Source organism: Streptomyces sp. NK15101 (assembly GCF_020400725.1).
GTDB lineage: Bacteria > Actinomycetota > Actinomycetes > Streptomycetales > Streptomycetaceae > Streptomyces.
Genome location: NZ_JAINVG010000032.1, coordinates 15,720 through 33,617 on the forward strand (window position 1 = coordinate 15,720; position 17,898 = coordinate 33,617).

Here is a 17,898-nt window from a genome sequence, read left to right on the forward strand (position 1 = left end):
GGGAAGTCGTGACGTCCGGTTGTCCTGACAAATCCTTGACAGTCGGGCCGCCCGGCTCCACGGTGGGGCCATGCGCATCGGACTGATCGGTACGGGACGGATCGGGAGTTTCCACGCGGGGGTGCTGGCCCGGCATCCGGAAGTCGAATCGCTGGTCGTGGCGGACGCGGACGCCGTCCGGGCGGCCGGGGTGGCGGAGGCGCTCGGCGCGGAGGCGGCGCCGGACGTGGACGCGCTGCTCGGGCACGCCCTGGACGCCGTGGTGATCGCCTCGGCGACGGCCGCGCACGCGGAGCTGATCGCCCGCGCCGCCCGGGCGGGCCTGCCGGCCTTCTGCGAGAAGCCGATCGCCCTGGACGTGCCGGGGACGCTGAGGGCGCTCGACGCGGTGACGGAGGCGGGCACGGCGCTCCAGCTGGGGTTCATGCGCCGCTTCGACGCGGGGTACCGGGCGGCGCGCGAGGCCGTGCGGTCGGGGCGGCTCGGCCGGCTGCACACGGTGCGGGCGGTCACCTCCGACCCGGAGCCGCCGCCCGCCGCGTACCTGCCGCTCTCCGGCGGCCTCTTCCGCGACTGCCTCGTGCACGACTTCGACGTCGTCCGCTGGGTGACCGGGCGGGAGGTCGTCGAGGTGTACGCGACGGGCTCGGACACCGGCCCGGCGATGTTCCGGGAGGCGGGCGACGTGGACACGGCCGCGGCCGTGCTCACCCTGGACGACGGCACGCTCGTGACCGCGACCGCGACCCGGTGCAACGGCGCCGGCTACGACGTCCGCATGGAACTGGCGGGCGAGCGGGACCAGATCGGGGTGGGCCTGGACGACCGGACCCCGCTCGCCTCGGTGGAGCCGCAGGGCCCGCCCGCCCCGGGCAAGCCCTGGCCCGGCTTCCTGGAGCGGTTCGCCCCCGCGTACGAGGCGGAACTGGACGCCTTCGTACGGCTGGTGCGCGGCGAGGCGCCCAACCCCTGTGACGGCCGGGAGGCCCTGGCGGCGCTCCGGATCGCCGAGGCGTGCGAGCGCTCGCGCCGGGAGCGGGGGCCGGTGCGGGTGGCTTAGGCTCCCCCGGCGGCCCGGTTTCTGGGGGTGGCGCGGTTTCAGGGGGCCGCGATTTCAGGGGGCCGCGGGCTCACCACCGGACCGGGAGGTGGCGGACGCCGCGCATGAGGAGACCCGGCAGCCACTCCCAGGGCGCGCCCTCGGGGTCGAGTTCCAGCCGGGGGAAGCGCTCCAGGAGCGTCCGTAGGGCGATCCTGCCCTCCAGGCGGGCGAGCGGCGCGCCCAGGCAGTAGTGGATGCCGTGGCCGAAGGCGAGGTGGCCCCTGGTGTCGCGGCGGATGTCGAAGCGGTCGGGTTCGGGGAAGCGGGCCGGGTCCCGGTCGAGCGCGCCGATCCCCACCAGGACGCTCTCTCCCGCCGGGATGACGGTGTCTCCGATGGCGAAGGGCTCCCGGGTGAAGCGGAAGGTGCCGGTCTCCACCGGCCCGTCGTACCGCAGGGACTCCTCGATCGCCCCGTCGAGGAGGTCCGGTTCGGCGCGCAGGGCGGCGAGCTGCTCGGGGTGGGTGAGCAGGTTGCGGACGGTGTTGGAGATCAGGTTGACGGTGGTCTCGTGGCCGGCGATGAGCAACAGGTATGCCATGGCGCGGAGTTCGGGCCCGGAGAGCCGGTCGCCGTCCTCGGCGCGGGCGGCGATCAGGCCGGAGAGCAGGTCGTCGGCGGGCCCGGCGGCCCGCTTGTCCTCGATGAGCTCGTCGAGGTAGCCGCCGAAGCCCTCCAGGGCGTCGAGGATGCCCCGGTCTCCGGTCGGGGTGACGAGCTCGTTGGACCAGCCGCGGAAGGTCTCGCGGTCCTCGGCGGGGACGCCGAGGAGCTCGCAGATGACGGTGATCGGCAGCGGGAAGGCGTAGGCGTCGACGAGGTCGGCGCGGCCGGCCGGTTCCATCGCGTCGGCGAGCTCGTGGGTGAGCCGCTCGATGCGGGGGCGCAGGCCCTCGACCCGGCGGCCGGTGAACTCCGCCGTGACCAGGCGGCGCAGCCGGGTGTGGTCGGGGGCGTCCGCCGCGAGGAGGTGGACGCCGATGACGTCCTCCTCCGGGGGCCGGACGCCGATGACGGACGGGGACTTGGCGAGCCGGGGATCGGCGAGCGCCGCGCGCCCTTCCTCGTGGCCGACGATCAGCCAGAACTGGAAGCCGTCGGGCATCCGCACCTCGTGGACGGGACCTGCTTCACGGAGCTTCGCGTAGTAGGGGTACGGGTTCGCGGTGAAGTCCGCGCCGTACTCCCCCAGTTCGATGACGGACATCGAAGCAGACTATCCGACTGGCCTCCGTCCACCTCGTCCAGCAGCCCCGCGTCATGGACCAGGAGCGCGGTCTGGACGCGGTTGTCGGGGCCGAGCTCGGCGAGGATCCGGGAGGCGTGGGCCTTGACCGTGGGGACGCTCGTGTACAGCCCGGCGGCGATCTCGGCGTTCGACCGGCCGCGCCCGACGGCGACGGCCACCTCCCTCTCGCGGGCGCCGGAGGACGCGGAACACCGCCCCGCCGCGTCCTTGATCACCGTCACCGTCGACGGCGTCGACGGCGGAGCCCGGGACCACTTCACCCGCCCGTCCCCGACCTTCGGTAATCGCGGATCCCCGCCGGGCGTGATCTTCCACTTGGCGTTGGCCGTGAACCGGACAGCCTGCCGGTTGTCCCGCTTGGACTCGAACCGGGGCGCACCTGTCCGGGGACGCTTGCCCTTCAGGCCGTCGAAGAAGTTGCGGTACGCGGTGTCCAGGTCCCGCGGCGACTGCCGAAGCACCACGTCGGACACCTCACCGAGCCAGGACCGATACGATCACCGAGCCGCGATCCGACACCGGAACGCTCAACAGCGAAGACCTGAGCGGGCGGCCCCCCGGCGGTCAGGCGCTCGCGCGGTCGAGGCGGGTGACCTCGGCGAGGTGCTCGGCCATGCGGTGGGACACGGAGCCGCTGGTGTAGAGGACGGATCCGATGACGGCCACGGGCACGGACGCGCCGAGAACGGCGAGGAGTTCGGGCCAGTCGCGCTCGTTGACGCAGCGGCTGTCGCTGTTGTGGAGGTTCTCGCTGGTGAACCGGGAGGTGCACTCGCGGCTGCGCTCACCGGTCTCGTAGGGCGTGAAGAGGAGCACCGCGAGCCAGATCCACAGGAGCACGGCCACGGCGAGGAGTCCGAGACCCCATGCCCGGGTGCGGCGGGCCCGGGCGCGGAACGCATTGTCGTACACCAGTGAACGCATGGTCGAAGAACTTACCCGGCGTCCTCGTCGGCCGTGCGGCGGCCCCAACTGGTGCCCGCGAGCACGAGGATCGCGCCCGCGAGGCCGAGGACGCCGGGGCGGTCGCCGGCGAGGGCGATGCCCGCGGCGGCGGCCCAGAGCGGTTCCGTGCCGAGGAGGAGGCTGACCCGGGAGGGCGAGGAACGGCGGACGGCCCACATCTGCACGAAGAAGGCGAAGAGCGTGCAGAAGACGGAGAGGAAGAGGAGCCCGGCCCACTCGCGCGGGCCGAAGTCGAGGGCGACGGCCCAGGGCGGGGCGCCGGTGCCGGGGAGGGCGGCGATGACGGCGAACACGGCCACGGCGGAGCCGAGCTGGACGGTGGTGAGGGAGAGCGAGTCGGCCGACCGGACCGCCTCGATCCGGGACATGGCCAGGACGTGGACGGTGCGGGCGAGGGCTGCGAGCAGCATGAGCAGATCGCCCGGGGAGGGGGCGGTGAAGCCTCCGCCCTGGGTCAGCAGGACGACGCCGGCGACGGAGAGCGCGGCGGCGGCGAGGAAGGCGCGGGGCGGCCTGACCCGGGTGACGGCGGCCTCGGCGAGCGGGGTGAAGATCATGGTGAGGCTGATGATCAGGCCTGCGTTGGTGGCGGAGGTGTGGACGACGCCGTACGTCTCCAGGAGGAAGATCCCGCTGAGGATCAGTCCGAGGGTCGCGGCGCCGCGCCACTGGGCCGCGCTCAGGGCCCGGAGCCTGCTCCACCCGGCGGCGACGAGGACGGGCAGCACCACCGCGAACCGCAGCACGAGGACCGCGACGACGGTGTGGCCGGTGGTGATGCCCTTGGCCGCGAGATAGCTGGCGCCCCAGACTACGGCGACGAGCAGGACGGGGAGGTCGGTGAGCCAGGCGCGGCGCGGGGCGCCGAGGGGCAGGGGTGCGGCGATCGACGACGAAGCTGACATCGCGGGCCGGTTCTCCAACTCTTCCGGAGGGGTGGAGACTTCGACGGCTCGCACTCGGGGCGATCACCGTAACCGGGACGGGCCCGTGGTGGCTACACCTTTTCCTCGGTCCGCATCAGTAGCTGCCGTACGCGGGGCGGCCGGCCAGTTCGTACGTGTGGAGGGCGACGCCCGTGGAGGTGGTGCGTGCGTCGGTGAGGCGGAAGGCGGTGGGACGGACCCCGTCGGTGAAGAGGCGGCGGCCGGTGCCCAGGACCACGGGGAAGACGTGCAGGTGGAGGGTGTCGATGAGGTCGTGGTCGAGGAGGGTCCGGGCGAGGCCCGCGCTGCCGTGCATCTGGATCTCGCCGTCGGTGCGCTCCTTGAGGGCGGCGACCTCTTCGACGACGTCGCCGCGGAGCAGGGTGGTGTTCTCCCAGTCGGCGGAGGTGAGGGTGGTCGTGGCGACGTACTTGGGGAGGGCGTTGAGCTTGGAGGCGACGGGGTCGGCGGGGTCGGTGTGCTTGGGCCAGTAGCCCGCGAAGATGTCGTACGTGCGGCGGCCGAGGAGGAAGGCGGTCGGCCGGTCGAAGATCTCGGTGATGCGCCGTCCGAAGTCCTCGTCGCCGAACGGCACGGACCAGCCGCCGTGCTCGAAGCCGCCGCTGGGGTCCTCCTCGGGGCCTCCGGGTGCCTGGATGACGCCGTCGAGGGTGAGGAACTGGGTGAGGCTGAGGGTGGCCATGGCGGGTGCCCTTTCTGTTCTCCGGACCATCGTGTCTCACCCCTTCCGACTCCACCGCCCGGCGGAAGTCATCGGTGACCGGGGCGGCATCTCGGTGATCGGGTCGGCGTCCGATTCCCGCCAGCGTCCGGGCGCCCCGCCCACTTTCATTGAACTCGCAACCAGTTGGTTCTTCTACGGAGGTTTCGGGATGTCCACGATGAACGGCACGGCGGTTCTGGTGACGGGTGGCAGCCGGGGGATCGGCGCGGCGACGGCTGTGCGGCTGGCCCGGGAGGGCGCCGACGTGGCCTTCACCTACGTCCAGGACGAGGCGCGGGCCAAGGAGGTCGCCGGGCGGATCGAGGCGGCCGGCCGCAAGGCGCTGCCCCTGCGGGCCGACGCGGCGGACGCCGGGGACGCGGCGGGCGCGGTGGAGTGGGCCGCGGACGCCCTCGGCCGCCTCGACGCCCTGGTGAACAACGTCGGCGCCGGCGTCCTCGGTCCGCTGGAGTCGCTCTCCCTCGCGGACGTGGACCGGGTCCTCGCGGTGAACGTCCGGGCGGCCTTCCTCGCCTCGCAGGCTGCTGCGGCGCGGCTGCCCGAGGGCGGCCGGATCGTCACCATCGGCACCTGCATGACCCAGCGGGTGCCGGGCCCCGGCGGGAGCCTCTACACGATGAGCAAGGCGGCGCTGATCGGCCTGACGAAGGCGCTGGCGCGGGAGCTGGGCGGGCGCGGCATCACGGCGAACATCGTCCATCCCGGTCCCGTCGACACCGACATGAACCCGGCGGACGGGCCGTACGCGGAGGGGCAGGCGGCCATGACGGCGCTCGGCCGCTTCGGCACCCCGGACGAGGTGGCGGCGATGGTCGCCTTCCTGGCGGGCCCCGGCGGGCGGTACGTGACGGGCGCCGAGTTCTCGGTGGACGGCGGGCACGCCGCGTAGGGCTCGGACGCGGGACGGAGCCCACGGAAAGGGGTGGCGCGAGGGCGCACCGGTGCTGTCGGGTCGGTGCGCCCTCGCGGGCCGGGCGGGGTGTCGTGCCCGCCCAGTCGGTGGAGGAGCCGGTCAGCCGCCGAGCTCCTGGTGGCGGGCGGTCAGCCGCGCCGTGCCGGCCTCCGTGAGGGAGCCGAAGAGACGGAGGCGGGAGATGCCGCCGTCCGGGTAGATGTCGATCCGGACGCGGGAGCCGACGGCCGGGGCGTCGAGCACGAACCGGTGGTTGGTGTCGGGCTGGAGGCGGGTCCGGGGCAGGATCTCGGTCCACTCCTCCGAGCCCTCGGCCGCGACGGAGAGGGCGGCCCAGCCCGCGCTGTTGCCCTTGAGGTAGGCGGTGTCGATCTCGACGGCGCGGATCTCGGACTCGGCGACCAGGCCGTAGCGGATCCAGTCGTTGCCCTTGTCGCGGCGGCGGCGGGTCTCCCAGCCGTCGTCCATCTTGCGGGAGCGGCCCGGCTGGATGGTGTTGGTGGCCGGGGAGTAGAAGCGGTCCGAGGCGTCCTCGACCCGGCCGCCGTTCTCCAGGGCCGCGAGGTCGAAGGTGCCGAGCACGCCGAGCCACGCCGGGTCCGGGGCGACCTCGCCGTAGACGCGGAGGCGGGCGATGCCGCCGTCGGGGTGCTGGTTGACGCGCAGGTGCGTGAAGCGCTGCTCGACGTCGACGGCGAAGCCGTTGGCGGCGTGGCCGCCGACCGCGGTGCGCGGGACCAGCGTCGTCCACTTCACGTCGTCGGCGAGGAGCTCCTCGGGCGAGGGCGAGCCGGCCACGGAGGTGGCCTCGACGGAGACGGCCTGCGGGTAGTTGCCGCGGAAGTGGGCGGTGTCGACGACGATGCCGCGGATCACGCCGGGCGCGCCGAGGCGTACGAGGGCCCAGTCGTGGTCGTCCTCGGTGGGGTGCGGCTGCTGGGCCGAGACACCGCGACGGCGGCGGGTCTCCCAGCCGTCCATGATCTTGCCCTTGTGGCCGAAGTGCTCGGGGTCGAACTCGGCGGACTCGGGCTTGAGGAGGTTCTCGCGCTCGGCGAAGAACTCGTCGTTGGCCGCGATGACGCCCGCGCCCAGGCGCCGGTCCGCGAGGTCCGCGTACTGGGTGAAGGGGAAGTCGGCCGTCCGGTAGTCGGCGTACGGGTCGCCACCGCCGTAGGGGCTGGCGTCACCGGTGAAGCTGGGTATGGACGACACGTCAGTTGTTCCTTTCGAGGAGGCGGCCGGAGGGCTCGGCGAGGGTGCCGTGGTCGGCGATCCGCTCTCCACGCAGCCAGGTGGAGGTGACGACGCCGCTGAGGGTCTTGCCCGCGTAGGCGGTGATGCGGTTGCGGTGCTGGAGCTCGGCCGGGTCGACGGTGAAGGTGGCGTCGGGGGCGAGGACGGCGAAGTCGGCGTCGCGGCCGGCCTCGATGGCGCCCTTGCGGGTGAGTCCGGCGAGCCGGGCCGGGCCCTCGGACATCCAGCGGACCACGTCCTCCAGGGTGTGGCCGCGGCGGCGGGCCTCGGTCCAGATGGCCGGCAGGCCGAGCTGGAGGGAGGAGATGCCGCCCCAGGCGGAGGCGAAGTCCGGGGTCTTCAGGTCGGCGGTGGACGGGGAGTGGTCGGAGACGATGCAGTCGATCGTGCCGTCCGCGAGCCCCTGCCACAGGGCGTCCTGGTTCGAGGCCTCGCGGATGGGCGGGCAGCACTTGAACTCGGTGGCGCCGTCCGGGATCTCCTCGGCGGTGAGCGTGAGGAAGTGCGGACAGGACTCGACGGTGATCTTCACGCCCTCGGCCTTGGCCGCGGCGAGGGCCGGCAGCGCGTCCGAGGAGGAGAGGTGCAGGACGTGGACGCGGGCGTTGAGCCGGCGGGCCTGGTTGATCAGGTTCTCGATGGCCGTGTTCTCGGCGTCGCGGGGGCGGGAGGCGAGGAAGTCGGCGTACGCGCCGCCCGACCGCTGGGGCGCGGCGGCGAGGTGGTGCGGGTCCTCGGCGTGCACGATCATCAGGCCGTCGAAGCCGGAGATCTCGGCGAGCGAGTTGGCCAGCTGCTCCTGGTCGAGCTCCGGGAACTCCTCGACGCCGGAGGGCGAGAGGAAGCACTTGAAGCCGAAGACGCCGGCGTCGTGGAGGGGGCGCAGGTCCTTGACGTTGTCGGGCAGGGCGCCGCCCCAGAAGCCGACGTCGATGTGGGCCTTGCTGCGGGCGACCTCCTGCTTGACGCGCAGGTGCTCCACGGTGGTGGTGGGGGGCAGCGAGTTGAGCGGCATGTCGAGCAGGGTGGTGATGCCGCCGGCGGCGGCCGCGCGGGTGGCGGTCCAGAAGCCCTCCCACTCGGTGCGGCCCGGGTCGTTCACGTGGACGTGGGTGTCGACGAGTCCGGGCAGGACGACGTCGTCGCCGACGTCCTCGAGCCGGGCGCCGGCGGGCACCTCGGCGTCGTACGGCAGCACGGCCGCGATCGTCCCTCCGGAGACGGCGATCGACGCCGGGCGCGTTCCCTCGGGGGTGATGACGCGTGTCGAGCGCAGGACCAGGTTGACGTCCACCCGTACCCCTTCTTCAAGCACTTCAGCGGAAATTTCAACGAACTGTTGAAAAGGAGTCTTCACTTCCGAACGAGGGGTCGTCAAGGGCACACTTCCAGCATCGGTCGCCGGTGGGCCCGACTCGGAGCTTTCCACAAAGTGGAATGGAAATTTCGTACAGTAGAACGTAGCTCCGCACATGCGAGCCGGGCCCGGACCGCTCCGGGCCGTCACCGACACCGGACAAACACCCCCTGACCGGCGCTGACGCCGATACCGGGACCGTGTGCCCCGGCCGGCGGCCCGGTAGGCTGCTGCCTTGCCCGCCTGCCCCGAAAGGACCGTTGACGTGCCGACGTCCAGCGCCAGCACCACCGACGCCGCCAAGCCCGCCGCGAGCGGAGGCGTCCAGTCCCTCGAGCGCGCCTTCGACCTCCTGGAGCGGATGGCCGACGCCGGGGGCGAGGTCGGCCTGAGCGAACTCTCCGCCAGCAGCGGACTCCCGCTCCCCACCATCCACCGCCTGATGCGCACCCTCGTCGCCTGCGGTTACGTGCGCCAGCAGCCCAACCGCCGGTACGCCCTCGGCCCCCGGCTCATCCGGCTCGGCGAGTCCGCCTCCCGCCTCCTCGGCACCTGGGCCCGCCCCTACCTCGCGCGGCTGGTCGAGGAGACCGGCGAGACCGCGAACATGGCGCTGCTCGACGGCGACGAGATCGTGTACGTCGCGCAGGTGCCCTCCAAGCACTCCATGCGCATGTTCACCGAGGTCGGCCGCCGGGTCCTGCCGCACTCGACCGGCGTCGGCAAGGCACTCCTGGCGCACACGCCGGCGGAGGAGGTGCGGGCACTGCTCGCCCGCACCGGCATGCCGGCCGCGACCGAGAAGACCATCACCACGCCGGACGGCTTCCTCGACGCGCTCGTGGCGGTCCGCGAGACGGGCTACGCGGTCGACGACAACGAGCAGGAGATAGGGGTCCGCTGCCTCGCGGTCTCCGTACCGGACTCCCCCACCGCAGCGGCCATCTCCATCTCGGGCCCCGCGGGCCGCGTCACCGAGGCGGCCACGGAGAAGATCGTCCCGATCCTCCAGGAAGTGGCCCGCGAGCTCTCGGCCGCCCTGGCGAACACGGCGGGCAACGGCCAGGGCTGAGGCCGCCGTGGGGGTGGACATCGACGGGGTGGTCGAGGTGCGCGGCCGCGACGGCCGCTGGCGGTGCGCGCTCGACCTCCCGGAGTCCGCGCTCCGGCGCGACCGGAACGCCAGGGAGGTCCTCTTCGGCTTCGGCAGCGGGGGCCTCCAGGTGGAGCGGCCCCTGTTCGACCGGCGGGGCTGCCCGGACGACGTCTCGGACCCCGTCCCGAGCACCTGCGAGGAGCTGCACCACGGCCACTCGTACGCCACCTGGGCCGAGATCGCGGCCGTCGACTGGGACGGGCCGCTCTGCGACGGTCCCGACCGGAACCACATCGGCGCGTGGCGGCCGGGCCCGGACGGCGAGCTCGTACTCGACCACACTCCCTGGACCCCGATCGAGGTCCTCGACCTGGCGGAGGACCTCTTCGGCGAGGACCTGATGCCACCGGAGTGGCCGCCGGGCGGCGAGGTCCACTGGAACGGCGCCGTGTACCGTCCCGTGACCTGGACGCCCCGCATGTTCGTTCCGCCGGACGGCGACTGGGGCCCCGTGTGGGCGGCGATGCGGGAGCTCGCGGCCACCCACGGGGACGAGAACGTCCGCCTGGTGGTCTGGTTCGGCTGACGGGGTACGACAGGGCGGCGTACGGCAGGGCTCGGAGGCCTCAGGCCCGTACCGACTCCGCCAGGCGTCCGTCCTGGACCGTCACCGTGCGGTCCGTGCGGGCCAGGTGCGTGCGGTCGTGGGTGACCAGGACCGTCGCCGTCCCGCGCTCGGCCGTCAGCGCGGCGAGGAGGTCCATGACCGCCGCCCCCCGCTCGTGGTCCAGGGCGCTCGTGGGTTCGTCGACCAGGAGCACGGACGGCTCGTTCATCAGCGCCCGCGCGATGTTCACGCGCTGCCGCTGACCGCCCGACAGCTGGTGGGGCCGCCGGTGGGCCTGGTCCGCGAGGCCCACCGCGTCGAGGAGGCCCAGGGCCCGGTCCCGTACCGCCTTCGGGGAACGCCCCGACAGATGGGCCATCACCTGGAGCTGCTCCGCCGCGCTCAGCGAGGGCAGCAGATTGGGCTGCTGGAAGACGATCCCGATGTGCTCGCGGCGCAGTTCCGCCTTGGCGGCGGGGGTGAGCGCCCCCGTGTCCGTGCCCGCGACGACGACCCGCCCCTCGTCGGGGGTCACCAGGGTGGCGGCGACCGCGAGGAGGCTGGACTTGCCGGAGCCCGAAGGCCCGACGACGGCCGTGAGCGTGCCCGCGGGGACGGTCAGGTAGACGGCGTCGAGGGCGGTGAGCCGGCCGTCGCCGTCGGGGTAGGTGAGGGTGACGGCGTCGAGGACGAGGCTCATCGGGCGCTCCCGAGGGCGGTGAGGGGGTCGACGGCGGTGATCCGCCGGATGGACAGGGCGGCGCCGAGGACACCGAGGACGACGATCACGGCGGCCGGCCCGAGGACGGTGAGCGGTTCGAGGACGAAGGGCACGTTCCCGCCGCTGACGAGGGCGCCGATGCCGACCGCGAGCGCGGTGCCGAGCAGGGTGCCGGCGGTGAGCATGAGGACGGCCTGTCCGAGGGCGTCCTTGAGGAGGTACGGGGTGGAGGCGCCGAGTGCCTTGAGGACGGCGACGTCACCGCTGCGCTGGATGGTCCAGACGGTGAAGAAGGCTCCTATGACGAGCGCGGAGATGGCGAAGAGGAAGCCGCGCATCAGCTGCAGCGAGCCGTTCTCGGCCTGGTAGGACCCTATGGCGGTGAGGGCCCCGTCGAGGGTGCGGGCCTCGGTGCCGGCGGCCTCGTCGCCGGCGGCCCAGTCGACGCCGTCGCCGCTGAGCGCGATGACGGTGGCCTGCTCCCGCGCGGTGGTGCCGGTGCGGCCGAGCTCCTGCCAGTCGCCGAGGGAGGTCCACACCACGGGCGTGTGGCTGTACGAGGCGTCGCCGGAGACCGCGGCGACGGTGACCTCCAGGGCGCCGAGGCGGACGCGGTCGCCGGCGCGCACGGCCAGCTCCCGGGCCGCCGACTCGGACAGGACGGCCCTGCCCGCGCCGACGGCGCCGGGGGCGAGTCCCGCGTCCGGTGCCGTGCCGAAGGCGGAGACGGCGGCGGTGCGGTCCCCGGCGGCGGCGTTGAGGGTGCGGATGCCGAGCGGATCGGCCCCCGTCACCCCGGGCCGCTCCGCCCAGCCGCGCCACTGCTCCTCCGTCACCGTCGAGTTGGTGAAGGAGACCGACTGCCCGGACGGCGGCGCCGCGAAGGCCAGCCGGTCGGCGGGCAGACCGGTGATCGCGGAGATGTTCTCTCGCGCGAGTCCGGCGGTCAGCCCGGACAACAACCCCACGAGCAGGGTGATCAGCACGATCACGGTGCCCATGAGGGTGAAACGCCCCTTGGCGAATCTCAGGTCTCTCCATGCCACGAACATGCTGACCAGAGTGGGTCCGCGAGGGCCCCACGGGCATCGCGCCGCGGATGGCTCCGTAATCAAACTTTCGGTTGAGTCCGGATCGTCGCCCGCTGTCTACGCTGGAGGGATCATGGATCCCCGCTCGCTCACCCCCGCTTTCCGCGCGCTGCGCCTCTGTCTGCACCTCCTCGTGGCGGGGCTGCTCGTCCTGGCGGCGGTACGGGCCGACTCGGCCGCCGGGACGGCGATGGCGGCGGTCACGGGCGCGGTCTACGCGACCGGCTCGTACCTGCCGTCCGTGCGGAGTTCGCAGCGCGCCGCCGCCGCGTGGCTGGCGGTCCTCGGAGCGTCCTGGCTCGGGCTGCTCTGGCTCACCCCGGAAGCGCTCTGGCTGGCCTTCCCCCTGTACTTCCTCCAGCTGCACCTGCTGCCCACGCGCTGGTCACTGCCGGCCGTGGCGCTGACGGCGGGCGCGGCGATCCTCTCGTACGTGGGGCACGGCGCCGCGCTCAACCCGGGGGTCTTCATCGGGCCGCTGCTCGGCGCGGCGGTCGCGGTGGCGACGGTCCTCGGCTACCAGGCGCTGTACCGGGAGAGCGAACGGCGCCGCCGGCTCATCGAGGAGCTGATCGAGACGCGGGCGGAGCTGGCGGCGGCGGAACGGCACGCGGGGACGCTCGCCGAGCGGGAGCGGCTGGCGCGGGAGATCCACGACACGCTCGCGCAGGGCCTGTCCTCGATCCAGCTGCTGCTGCGGGCGGCCGAGCGGGTGCTGCCGCCGGACTCCCCCGCCGCGGATCACATCGGCCGGGCCCGCGAGGCGGCGCAGGACAACCTGGCGGAGGCACGGCGCTTCGTCCGGGCGCTCTCGCCGCCGGACCTGGAGCACGGCTCCCTCGCGGCGGCCCTGGAGCGGCTGTGCGAGCCGGGTGCCGGGCCGGCTCCGGAGGGTCCGGAGGGTCCGGAGGGTCCGGCCGGTGCGGGCCCGTACGGGCCGGGGCCCCGGGTCCGCTTCTCGGTGAGCGGCACGCCGGTCGAGCTGCCCACCCCGTACGAGGTGGCGCTGCTGCGGATCGCACAGTCGGCGCTCGCGAACACGGTGCGGCACGCCTCGGCCTCGCGCGCGGAGATCACCTTGTCGTTCATGGACGCGTCGGTGACCCTGGACGTGGTCGACGACGGCCGGGGATTCGACCCCGTGTCCGTGCGCCCTTCCTCGGACGGCGGTTTCGGGCTTCCGGCGATGCGCTCGCGGGCGGAGTCGCTCGGCGGCACGTTCACCGTCGAGTCGGCGCCCGGCCAGGGCACCGCCGTCGCCGTCTCCCTCCCCCTCCCCGCTGGAGCCTGAAGCATGACCATCCGACTCCTCCTCGCCGACGACCACCCGGTGGTACGGGCGGGCCTGCGCGCGGTCCTCGACACCGAGCCGGACTTCGCGGTGGTCGCGGAGGCGGCCACCGCCGAGCGCGCCGTGGAGCTGGCCGGCGCCGGGGGCGTGGACGTGGTCCTGATGGACCTGCAGTTCGGCGCCGGGATGCACGGCTCGGAGGCGACGGCGGCGATCACGGCGGCGCCGGGCGGCCCGAAGGTGCTGGTCCTGACGACGTACGACACGGACGCGGACATCCTGGCGGCAGTGGAGGCGGGCGCCTCCGGCTACCTCCTGAAGGACGCGCCGCCGGAGGAGCTGGCGGCGGCGGTCCGGACGGCGGCGGCCGGCCAGTCGGCCCTCGCGCCGGCGGTGGCGCACCGGCTGATGGACCGCATGCGGACACCGGCGGAGGCCCTCACCAAACGCGAGCTGGAGGTGCTCCAGCTGGTGGGCGAGGGCCTCTCGAACCAGCAGATCAGCAAGGCGCTGTTCCTGAGCCAGGCGACGGTGAAGTCCCACCTGGTGCACGTCTTCGCGAAGCTGGGCGTGGACTCGCGCACGGCGGCGGTGGCCGCGGCGACGGCACGACGGCTGATCAGGCGGTGAGACCGTCCGGACGGCCCTCGGCCGCCCCGTCGGCCCGGGCGGCCATCAGGTCCTGCAGGGACTGCATGCACGGCAGGCAGTGCCGGTCCGTCCGCATCCCGTCCGCTTCGCGGTCGACGGCCTGACCGCAGAGGCTGCTGCCGGCCTGCTTGGCGATCACGTGCCAGACCAGGAGTCCGCTGGAGTTGTCGGGCGCGATGTGCATCTCGTACATGCCGGGGTTCCGTTCTCGGGGGTGTCCGGCTTCCACCCAACGCGCGCCTGGCGGCACCAGCACGGTGGCCAGGTCAAGTGGGTGAACTTCCGGGACCCCCGAGGCCGGGTCCGACTCATGCGGACTTCACCGCGGTGCGCCTGGACCTGGCGGATGACGTGGCCTTTCGTCTCCGGGCGGCCGGTGCGGCCGGCCCGCTCCCGGCCTCGGCCTTCTTCGGCACGGCCTTCTTCGGTCCGGTCCTGGTTCTCGGCTCGGGCTCCGGCTCCGGCCCGGCCTCCGGCTCGGAAGCCTGCGCCTCGTCGGCCTCACCCGCGGGGGCGGCCCTGCCGCGCGAACCGCCGCCCGTCCGCCACTTCAGCTCGATCTCCAGCTCGATCTCGCCGTCGCCGACCTCGAACTCCACCTCGCTGCGGAGTTCGTCGGGCACCCGCAGGCTCAGCACGCCGGGTCCCATCGGGATCTCGGCCTCCTCACCCGCCCTGAGCGCCTCGGCGAGCGCCTCCAGCTGGTCTGCGGCCTCGGTCCGGGTCAGGGAGCTCTTCTGCTCGAACTTGAGGTCCTTCACGGCTGCCTCCCACCGGTGGAGCGGCCGGTGAGACCCTCGTCCTCTCCCCGGTCGACGCACAGGGCCCAGATGATGAACCCGGACATCACGATCATGATGACGGACCACCACGGGTAGTACGGCAGCGACAGGAAGTTGGCGATGATCACGAGCGCGGCGATGCCGACGCCGGTGTACCGCGCCCAGGCGGCCGCCGTGAAGAGTCCGAAGCTGACCAGCAGGGCGACGATGCCCAGGCCGAGGTGGACCCAGCCCCAACCGGTGAGGTCGAACTGGAAGACGTAGTTGGGCGTGGTGACGAAGACCTCGTCCTCGGCGATGGCCATGATCCCGCGGAAGATGCCGAACAGACCGGCGAGGGCGAGCATGACCGCGGCGAAGACCCTCAGGCCCCCGGCCCAGGCGTACTTCGCCGATGACGCGTGAGCCGTGTGCATGGCGTTCATCTCGGTGTCTCCTTCCCGGCCCGTCTCACCGAGGGGCCGTGGTGGCGCCGACGGGCGTGGACGGACGGTCGTCGCTCAGGACGAGTGCCTTGGCCCGCTGGAACTCCTCCTCGCTGATGTCGCCCCGGCTGCGGAGGTCGGCGAGCCGGCCGAGTTCCTCGGTCCGGCTGGGGCGGCTGCCGCCGCCGGCGGTCTCGCGGACGTAGGCGTCGAAGGCCTGCTGCTTCTCGCGGGCGTGGTCGATCTCCCGGCGGCCCATGCTCTTGCCGCGGGCGATCACGTAGACGAGCACGCCGAGGAACGGCAGCAGGATGACGAACGCCAGCCAGCCGGCCTTGCCCCAGCCGCCCATGGTGTCGTCGCGGAAGATGTCGGCGATGATCCGGAAGAGCAGGATGAACCACAGGACCCACAGGAAGAGCCACAGCATGGTCCAGAACATGCTCAGCAGCGGGTAGTCGTAGGCGAGGTACATCTGTGTGTCCATGTCTCCGCTCCGTTTCCGGGTCCTTCTCCCGCCGGGATCCCGCCGGGCTCCCCCTCGGTCATTCCGGCAGCCGCCGCAGTTCCACCACCTGCAGTCCGAGGGACTGGAAGCGGGCCAGCAGCCCGTAGAGGTGGGCCTCGTCCACGAGAGGGCCGTACAGCACCGTCTGGCCGGAGATCATCACGTGCTCCAGCTCGGGGAAGGATCCGATCAGCGTCTCCGACATGAGTCCGTCGACGCGGATCTCGTACTGCATGGCGTGCCCCTCCCGTGGTGGGGGTGGCTGTCACAGGGCCGGTGGGGCCTTGATGCGATGGTCCGTCTCCGCGTCTCCGGCGGCCTCACCCCGAGCGGGTGATTCATGGGGCCGCGGAGCCGGGCTCCGGCGGCGTGGGGCCCTCGGTGTCCCGGCGGCGGCTCATACCCGTGGGCCCGTCCGCCGTGGCCCCACCCGTCCCTGTGGCTCCGCCCGTCCCTGTAGCTGCGCCCTCCCCTGCAGAGCCGCCCGCACCGGGGAGGCCGCGCGTCACCAGGAAGCTCGCCAGGGTGATGCCCCCGGTCGCGAGGACGGCCGCCTTGAGACCGGCCAGCTGGGCCGAGGCGTACGAGTCGGTGACGGCGTCCACCTCGTGCGGCGGGAGTCCGGCCTCCTCGGCGGCCGAGCGGACCTGGTCGGTGGGGACGAAGCTGACCCCGGCCTCCAGGGCGACGCTCGTCTGGCGGCGCGCCTCGTCCGAGATCCGGGGATCGTCCTCCACCCGGGTGGTGAAGGCCTGGGCCAGGGCCCCGATCAGCAGCGAGCCGATGAGGGCCGTGCCCAGCGCGGATCCCAGGTTCTGGGCGGTGAACTGCAGACCTCCGACCTCGCTGCGCTCCTGCTCCCCCACGCTGGACTGGACGACGTTGCCGAGCTGCGAGGCGAGCAGCCCCATGCCCAGGCCGAGCAGCGCCATGGCCGCGAAGAACTGGGCGTCGTCGATGACGGGGTCGATGGTGCCGAGGAGCCAGGCGATGGCGGCGAGGAGCAGCACCAGGGCCGTCCGTACGATCCGCCGCGGGCCAAGCCTTCGCCCGAGCTTCGCCGCGCCCAGGGAGGCCACGAGCATGGTGACGGAGACCGGCAGCAGCCGCAGTCCCGTCTCGAAGGCGTCGAGGCCCTGCACCACCTGCAGGTACAGCGGGATGGTGAAGAACAGTCCCAGCAGGATGAGGTTCTGGCTCAGCAGGGTCATCAGCCCCGAGCGCAGGGTGGGCCTGCGGAACAGGGACAGATGGACCAGGGGGTCGGCGCCGCGGGCCTCCCGCCTCTCCTCCCAGATCCGGAACAGGAACAGGACCGCCACTCCCGCCCCGACCACGAACAGCGTGGGGGCGAAGCCGAAGACGGTGAAGGGCGGGTTGCGCGGCTCCACCCATCCCCAGGTGCTGCTCTGCAGCACGCCCAGCACCCCGAGGCCCAGGCCGGCCGCCGACAGCACGGCGCCGACGCCGTCCAGGCCGGGACGCCGGCTCGCCCGGGGCGGTTCCGGGATCACGCGCCGCAGGAGCAGCACGGCCAGCACCACCACGACCTCGCCCGCGAAGACCAGGCGCCAGGTGAGGTACGTCGTCACCCAGCCGCCGAGCAGCGGACCGACCGCGATGCCGGCACCGGCCAGACCCCCGATGACGCCGTACGCGACGGAGCGGTCGCGCCCCCGGTAGGACTCGGCGACGAGGGCCGCCATGGACGGGAGCACCAGGGCGGCGCCGAGCCCCTCGATGACCGACCAGCCCAGGGCCAGGACCCACAGGGTGGGTGCGACGGCGGTCAGGGCCGATCCGGCGCCGTAGACGGCCATGCCGATCAGGAAGACGCGGCGCCGGCCCAGGATGTCCCCGAACCTGCCTCCGATGATCATGAAGGCGGCCATGACCAGGGCGTACAGGGTGATGACGGCCTGGATGGCGGTCACCTCGGTGTCGAAGTCCTCGACCAGCTGACTGATGGAGACGTTCATGACGGCGGTGTCCAGCACCATCAGGAACTGGGCCGCCCCCAGCACGATCAGAGCGCGCCATTTTCTCACGGTCGCCACCTCACCGGGCCTGGCTGCCGGGGTCAGCGGCAGCGGATGGGATGAGCCCACCCTCGCCGCCATCACATCCGAAACGGTCGCCGGCCGCCTCACCCGCCGCGGGTGAGGGCCGGTGGCGTTCGTCGCCTCGGCGCCGGCCGCCGGTCACAGGAGC

Annotated in this window: 21 protein-coding genes; 6 read left to right on the forward strand and 15 right to left on the reverse strand. The window is 73.1% G+C overall.

All coding sequences use genetic code 11. The features are described from left to right. Positions 1–70 precede the first annotated feature (70 nt). Positions 71–1,060 carry a Gfo/Idh/MocA family oxidoreductase gene (locus tag K7G60_RS18700; RefSeq protein ID WP_225802074.1) on the forward strand — a complete coding sequence of 330 codons (990 nt, stop codon included), beginning with the start codon at positions 71–73 and terminating at the stop codon, positions 1,058–1,060. Positions 1,061–1,130: 70 nt separating this feature from the next. Here the strand turns inward: K7G60_RS18700 and K7G60_RS18705 are convergent, their stop codons facing one another. From K7G60_RS18705 to K7G60_RS18725, 5 genes are all read right to left on the reverse strand, one after another. Beyond that, positions 1,131–2,294 (reverse strand): cytochrome P450, encoded by a 1,164-nt coding sequence (locus K7G60_RS18705; protein WP_374115648.1) that lies wholly within the window; start codon positions 2,292–2,294, stop codon positions 1,131–1,133. Continuing rightward, positions 2,180–2,824 carry a LuxR C-terminal-related transcriptional regulator gene (locus K7G60_RS39420; RefSeq protein WP_374115643.1) on the reverse strand — a complete coding sequence of 215 codons (645 nt, stop codon included), beginning with the start codon at positions 2,822–2,824 and terminating at the stop codon, positions 2,180–2,182. Before K7G60_RS39420 ends, K7G60_RS18705 begins: the two co-directional genes overlap by 115 nt. Before the next feature lie 91 nt (positions 2,825–2,915). Further along, positions 2,916–3,275 carry a hypothetical protein gene (locus tag K7G60_RS18715; protein WP_225802076.1) on the reverse strand — a complete coding sequence of 120 codons (360 nt, stop codon included), beginning with the start codon at positions 3,273–3,275 and terminating at the stop codon, positions 2,916–2,918. An 11-nt stretch (positions 3,276–3,286) separates the two neighbouring features. Then, positions 3,287–4,222 carry a DMT family transporter gene (locus K7G60_RS18720; protein ID WP_225802077.1) on the reverse strand — a complete coding sequence of 312 codons (936 nt, stop codon included), beginning with the start codon at positions 4,220–4,222 and terminating at the stop codon, positions 3,287–3,289. 115 nt (positions 4,223–4,337) lie between these two features. Continuing rightward, positions 4,338–4,946, reverse strand: a complete 609-nt coding sequence (locus tag K7G60_RS18725) for a dihydrofolate reductase family protein (protein ID WP_225802078.1) — start codon at positions 4,944–4,946, stop codon at positions 4,338–4,340. A gap of 190 nt (positions 4,947–5,136) precedes the next feature. Between K7G60_RS18725 and K7G60_RS18730 the strand changes: the two genes are divergently transcribed. Further along, positions 5,137–5,877 (forward strand): SDR family NAD(P)-dependent oxidoreductase, encoded by a 741-nt coding sequence (locus K7G60_RS18730; protein ID WP_225802079.1) that lies wholly within the window; start codon positions 5,137–5,139, stop codon positions 5,875–5,877. A gap of 123 nt (positions 5,878–6,000) precedes the next feature. Here K7G60_RS18730 and alc read toward each other — a convergent pair whose 3' ends face one another. Beyond that, positions 6,001–7,116, reverse strand: a complete 1,116-nt coding sequence (gene alc / locus K7G60_RS18735) for an allantoicase (RefSeq protein WP_225802080.1) — start codon at positions 7,114–7,116, stop codon at positions 6,001–6,003. A gap of 1 nt (position 7,117) precedes the next feature. Beyond that, positions 7,118–8,452 carry an allantoinase AllB gene (allB, locus tag K7G60_RS18740; RefSeq protein WP_225802081.1) on the reverse strand — a complete coding sequence of 445 codons (1,335 nt, stop codon included), beginning with the start codon at positions 8,450–8,452 and terminating at the stop codon, positions 7,118–7,120. Positions 8,453–8,780: 328 nt separating this feature from the next. Here allB and K7G60_RS18745 point away from each other — a divergent pair, with 328 nt between their 5' ends. Continuing rightward, entirely contained in the window at positions 8,781–9,587 is an 807-nt protein-coding gene (locus tag K7G60_RS18745; protein WP_225802082.1) for an IclR family transcriptional regulator, read from the forward strand. 7 nt (positions 9,588–9,594) lie between these two features. Beyond that, positions 9,595–10,197, forward strand: a complete 603-nt coding sequence (locus K7G60_RS18750; protein WP_225802083.1) for a hypothetical protein — start codon at positions 9,595–9,597, stop codon at positions 10,195–10,197. Positions 10,198–10,237: 40 nt separating this feature from the next. Here the strand turns inward: K7G60_RS18750 and K7G60_RS18755 are convergent, their stop codons facing one another. Both K7G60_RS18755 and K7G60_RS18760 read right to left on the reverse strand, forming a co-directional pair. Further along, a complete protein-coding gene (locus K7G60_RS18755) occupies positions 10,238–10,918 on the reverse strand; it encodes an ABC transporter ATP-binding protein (RefSeq protein ID WP_225802084.1) in 681 nt (226 codons plus the stop codon). Continuing rightward, on the reverse strand, positions 10,915–11,991 hold the full coding sequence (locus K7G60_RS18760) for an ABC transporter permease (protein ID WP_225802085.1): 1,077 nt from the start codon (positions 11,989–11,991) through the stop codon (positions 10,915–10,917). Before K7G60_RS18760 ends, K7G60_RS18755 begins: the two co-directional genes overlap by 4 nt. A 112-nt stretch (positions 11,992–12,103) precedes the next feature. Between K7G60_RS18760 and K7G60_RS18765 the strand changes: the two genes are divergently transcribed. Continuing rightward, entirely contained in the window at positions 12,104–13,321 is a 1,218-nt protein-coding gene (locus K7G60_RS18765; RefSeq protein WP_225802086.1) for a sensor histidine kinase, read from the forward strand. Positions 13,322–13,324: 3 nt separating this feature from the next. Next, positions 13,325–13,951: a response regulator transcription factor gene (locus K7G60_RS18770; RefSeq protein WP_225802087.1), complete on the forward strand. Its 627-nt coding sequence runs from the start codon at positions 13,325–13,327 to the stop codon at positions 13,949–13,951. Here the strand turns inward: K7G60_RS18770 and K7G60_RS18775 are convergent. From K7G60_RS18775 to K7G60_RS18800, 6 genes are all read right to left on the reverse strand, one after another. Continuing rightward, a complete protein-coding gene (locus tag K7G60_RS18775) occupies positions 13,941–14,165 on the reverse strand; it encodes a hypothetical protein (RefSeq protein ID WP_225802088.1) in 225 nt (74 codons plus the stop codon). The genes K7G60_RS18770 and K7G60_RS18775 overlap by 11 nt on opposite strands. Before the next feature lie 115 nt (positions 14,166–14,280). Further along, positions 14,281–14,733, reverse strand: coding sequence for an amphi-Trp domain-containing protein (locus K7G60_RS18780; protein WP_225802089.1), 453 nt, complete (start codon positions 14,731–14,733; stop codon positions 14,281–14,283). Continuing rightward, the gene (locus K7G60_RS18785) at positions 14,730–15,179 is read right to left on the reverse strand and encodes a hypothetical protein (protein ID WP_225802090.1); all 450 of its coding nucleotides are present in this window, start codon (positions 15,177–15,179) and stop codon (positions 14,730–14,732) included. The genes K7G60_RS18780 and K7G60_RS18785 overlap by 4 nt, the downstream gene beginning before the upstream one ends. A 25-nt stretch (positions 15,180–15,204) precedes the next feature. Next, positions 15,205–15,666, reverse strand: coding sequence for an SHOCT domain-containing protein (locus K7G60_RS18790; protein ID WP_225802091.1), 462 nt, complete (start codon positions 15,664–15,666; stop codon positions 15,205–15,207). Positions 15,667–15,724: 58 nt separating this feature from the next. Beyond that, positions 15,725–15,922 carry a hypothetical protein gene (locus tag K7G60_RS18795; RefSeq protein ID WP_225802092.1) on the reverse strand — a complete coding sequence of 66 codons (198 nt, stop codon included), beginning with the start codon at positions 15,920–15,922 and terminating at the stop codon, positions 15,725–15,727. Between the two features lie 103 nt (positions 15,923–16,025). Beyond that, positions 16,026–17,735, reverse strand: a complete 1,710-nt coding sequence (locus tag K7G60_RS18800) for an MFS transporter (RefSeq protein WP_225802093.1) — start codon at positions 17,733–17,735, stop codon at positions 16,026–16,028. Positions 17,736–17,898: the final 163 nt, after the last annotated feature.

Bases quoted from the DNA above. Each gene is read 5' to 3' on its own strand.
- K7G60_RS18760 (WP_225802085.1), bottom strand. From the start codon at position 11,991: ATGTTCGTGGCATGGAGAGACCTGAGATTCGCCAAGGGGCGTTTCACC.
- K7G60_RS18700 (WP_225802074.1), top strand. From the start codon at position 71: ATGCGCATCGGACTGATCGGTACGGGACGGATCGGGAGTTTCCACGCG.
- K7G60_RS18795 (WP_225802092.1), bottom strand. From the start codon at position 15,922: ATGCAGTACGAGATCCGCGTCGACGGACTCATGTCGGAGACGCTGATC.
- K7G60_RS18765 (WP_225802086.1), top strand. From the start codon at position 12,104: ATGGATCCCCGCTCGCTCACCCCCGCTTTCCGCGCGCTGCGCCTCTGT.
- K7G60_RS18770 (WP_225802087.1), top strand. From the start codon at position 13,325: ATGACCATCCGACTCCTCCTCGCCGACGACCACCCGGTGGTACGGGCG.
- K7G60_RS18775 (WP_225802088.1), bottom strand. From the start codon at position 14,165: ATGTACGAGATGCACATCGCGCCCGACAACTCCAGCGGACTCCTGGTC.
- K7G60_RS18715 (WP_225802076.1), bottom strand. From the start codon at position 3,275: ATGCGTTCACTGGTGTACGACAATGCGTTCCGCGCCCGGGCCCGCCGC.
- K7G60_RS18785 (WP_225802090.1), bottom strand. From the start codon at position 15,179: ATGAACGCCATGCACACGGCTCACGCGTCATCGGCGAAGTACGCCTGG.
- K7G60_RS18790 (WP_225802091.1), bottom strand. From the start codon at position 15,666: ATGGACACACAGATGTACCTCGCCTACGACTACCCGCTGCTGAGCATG.
- K7G60_RS18725 (WP_225802078.1), bottom strand. From the start codon at position 4,946: ATGGCCACCCTCAGCCTCACCCAGTTCCTCACCCTCGACGGCGTCATC.
- K7G60_RS18755 (WP_225802084.1), bottom strand. From the start codon at position 10,918: ATGAGCCTCGTCCTCGACGCCGTCACCCTCACCTACCCCGACGGCGAC.
- K7G60_RS18730 (WP_225802079.1), top strand. From the start codon at position 5,137: ATGTCCACGATGAACGGCACGGCGGTTCTGGTGACGGGTGGCAGCCGG.
- K7G60_RS18720 (WP_225802077.1), bottom strand. From the start codon at position 4,222: ATGTCAGCTTCGTCGTCGATCGCCGCACCCCTGCCCCTCGGCGCCCCG.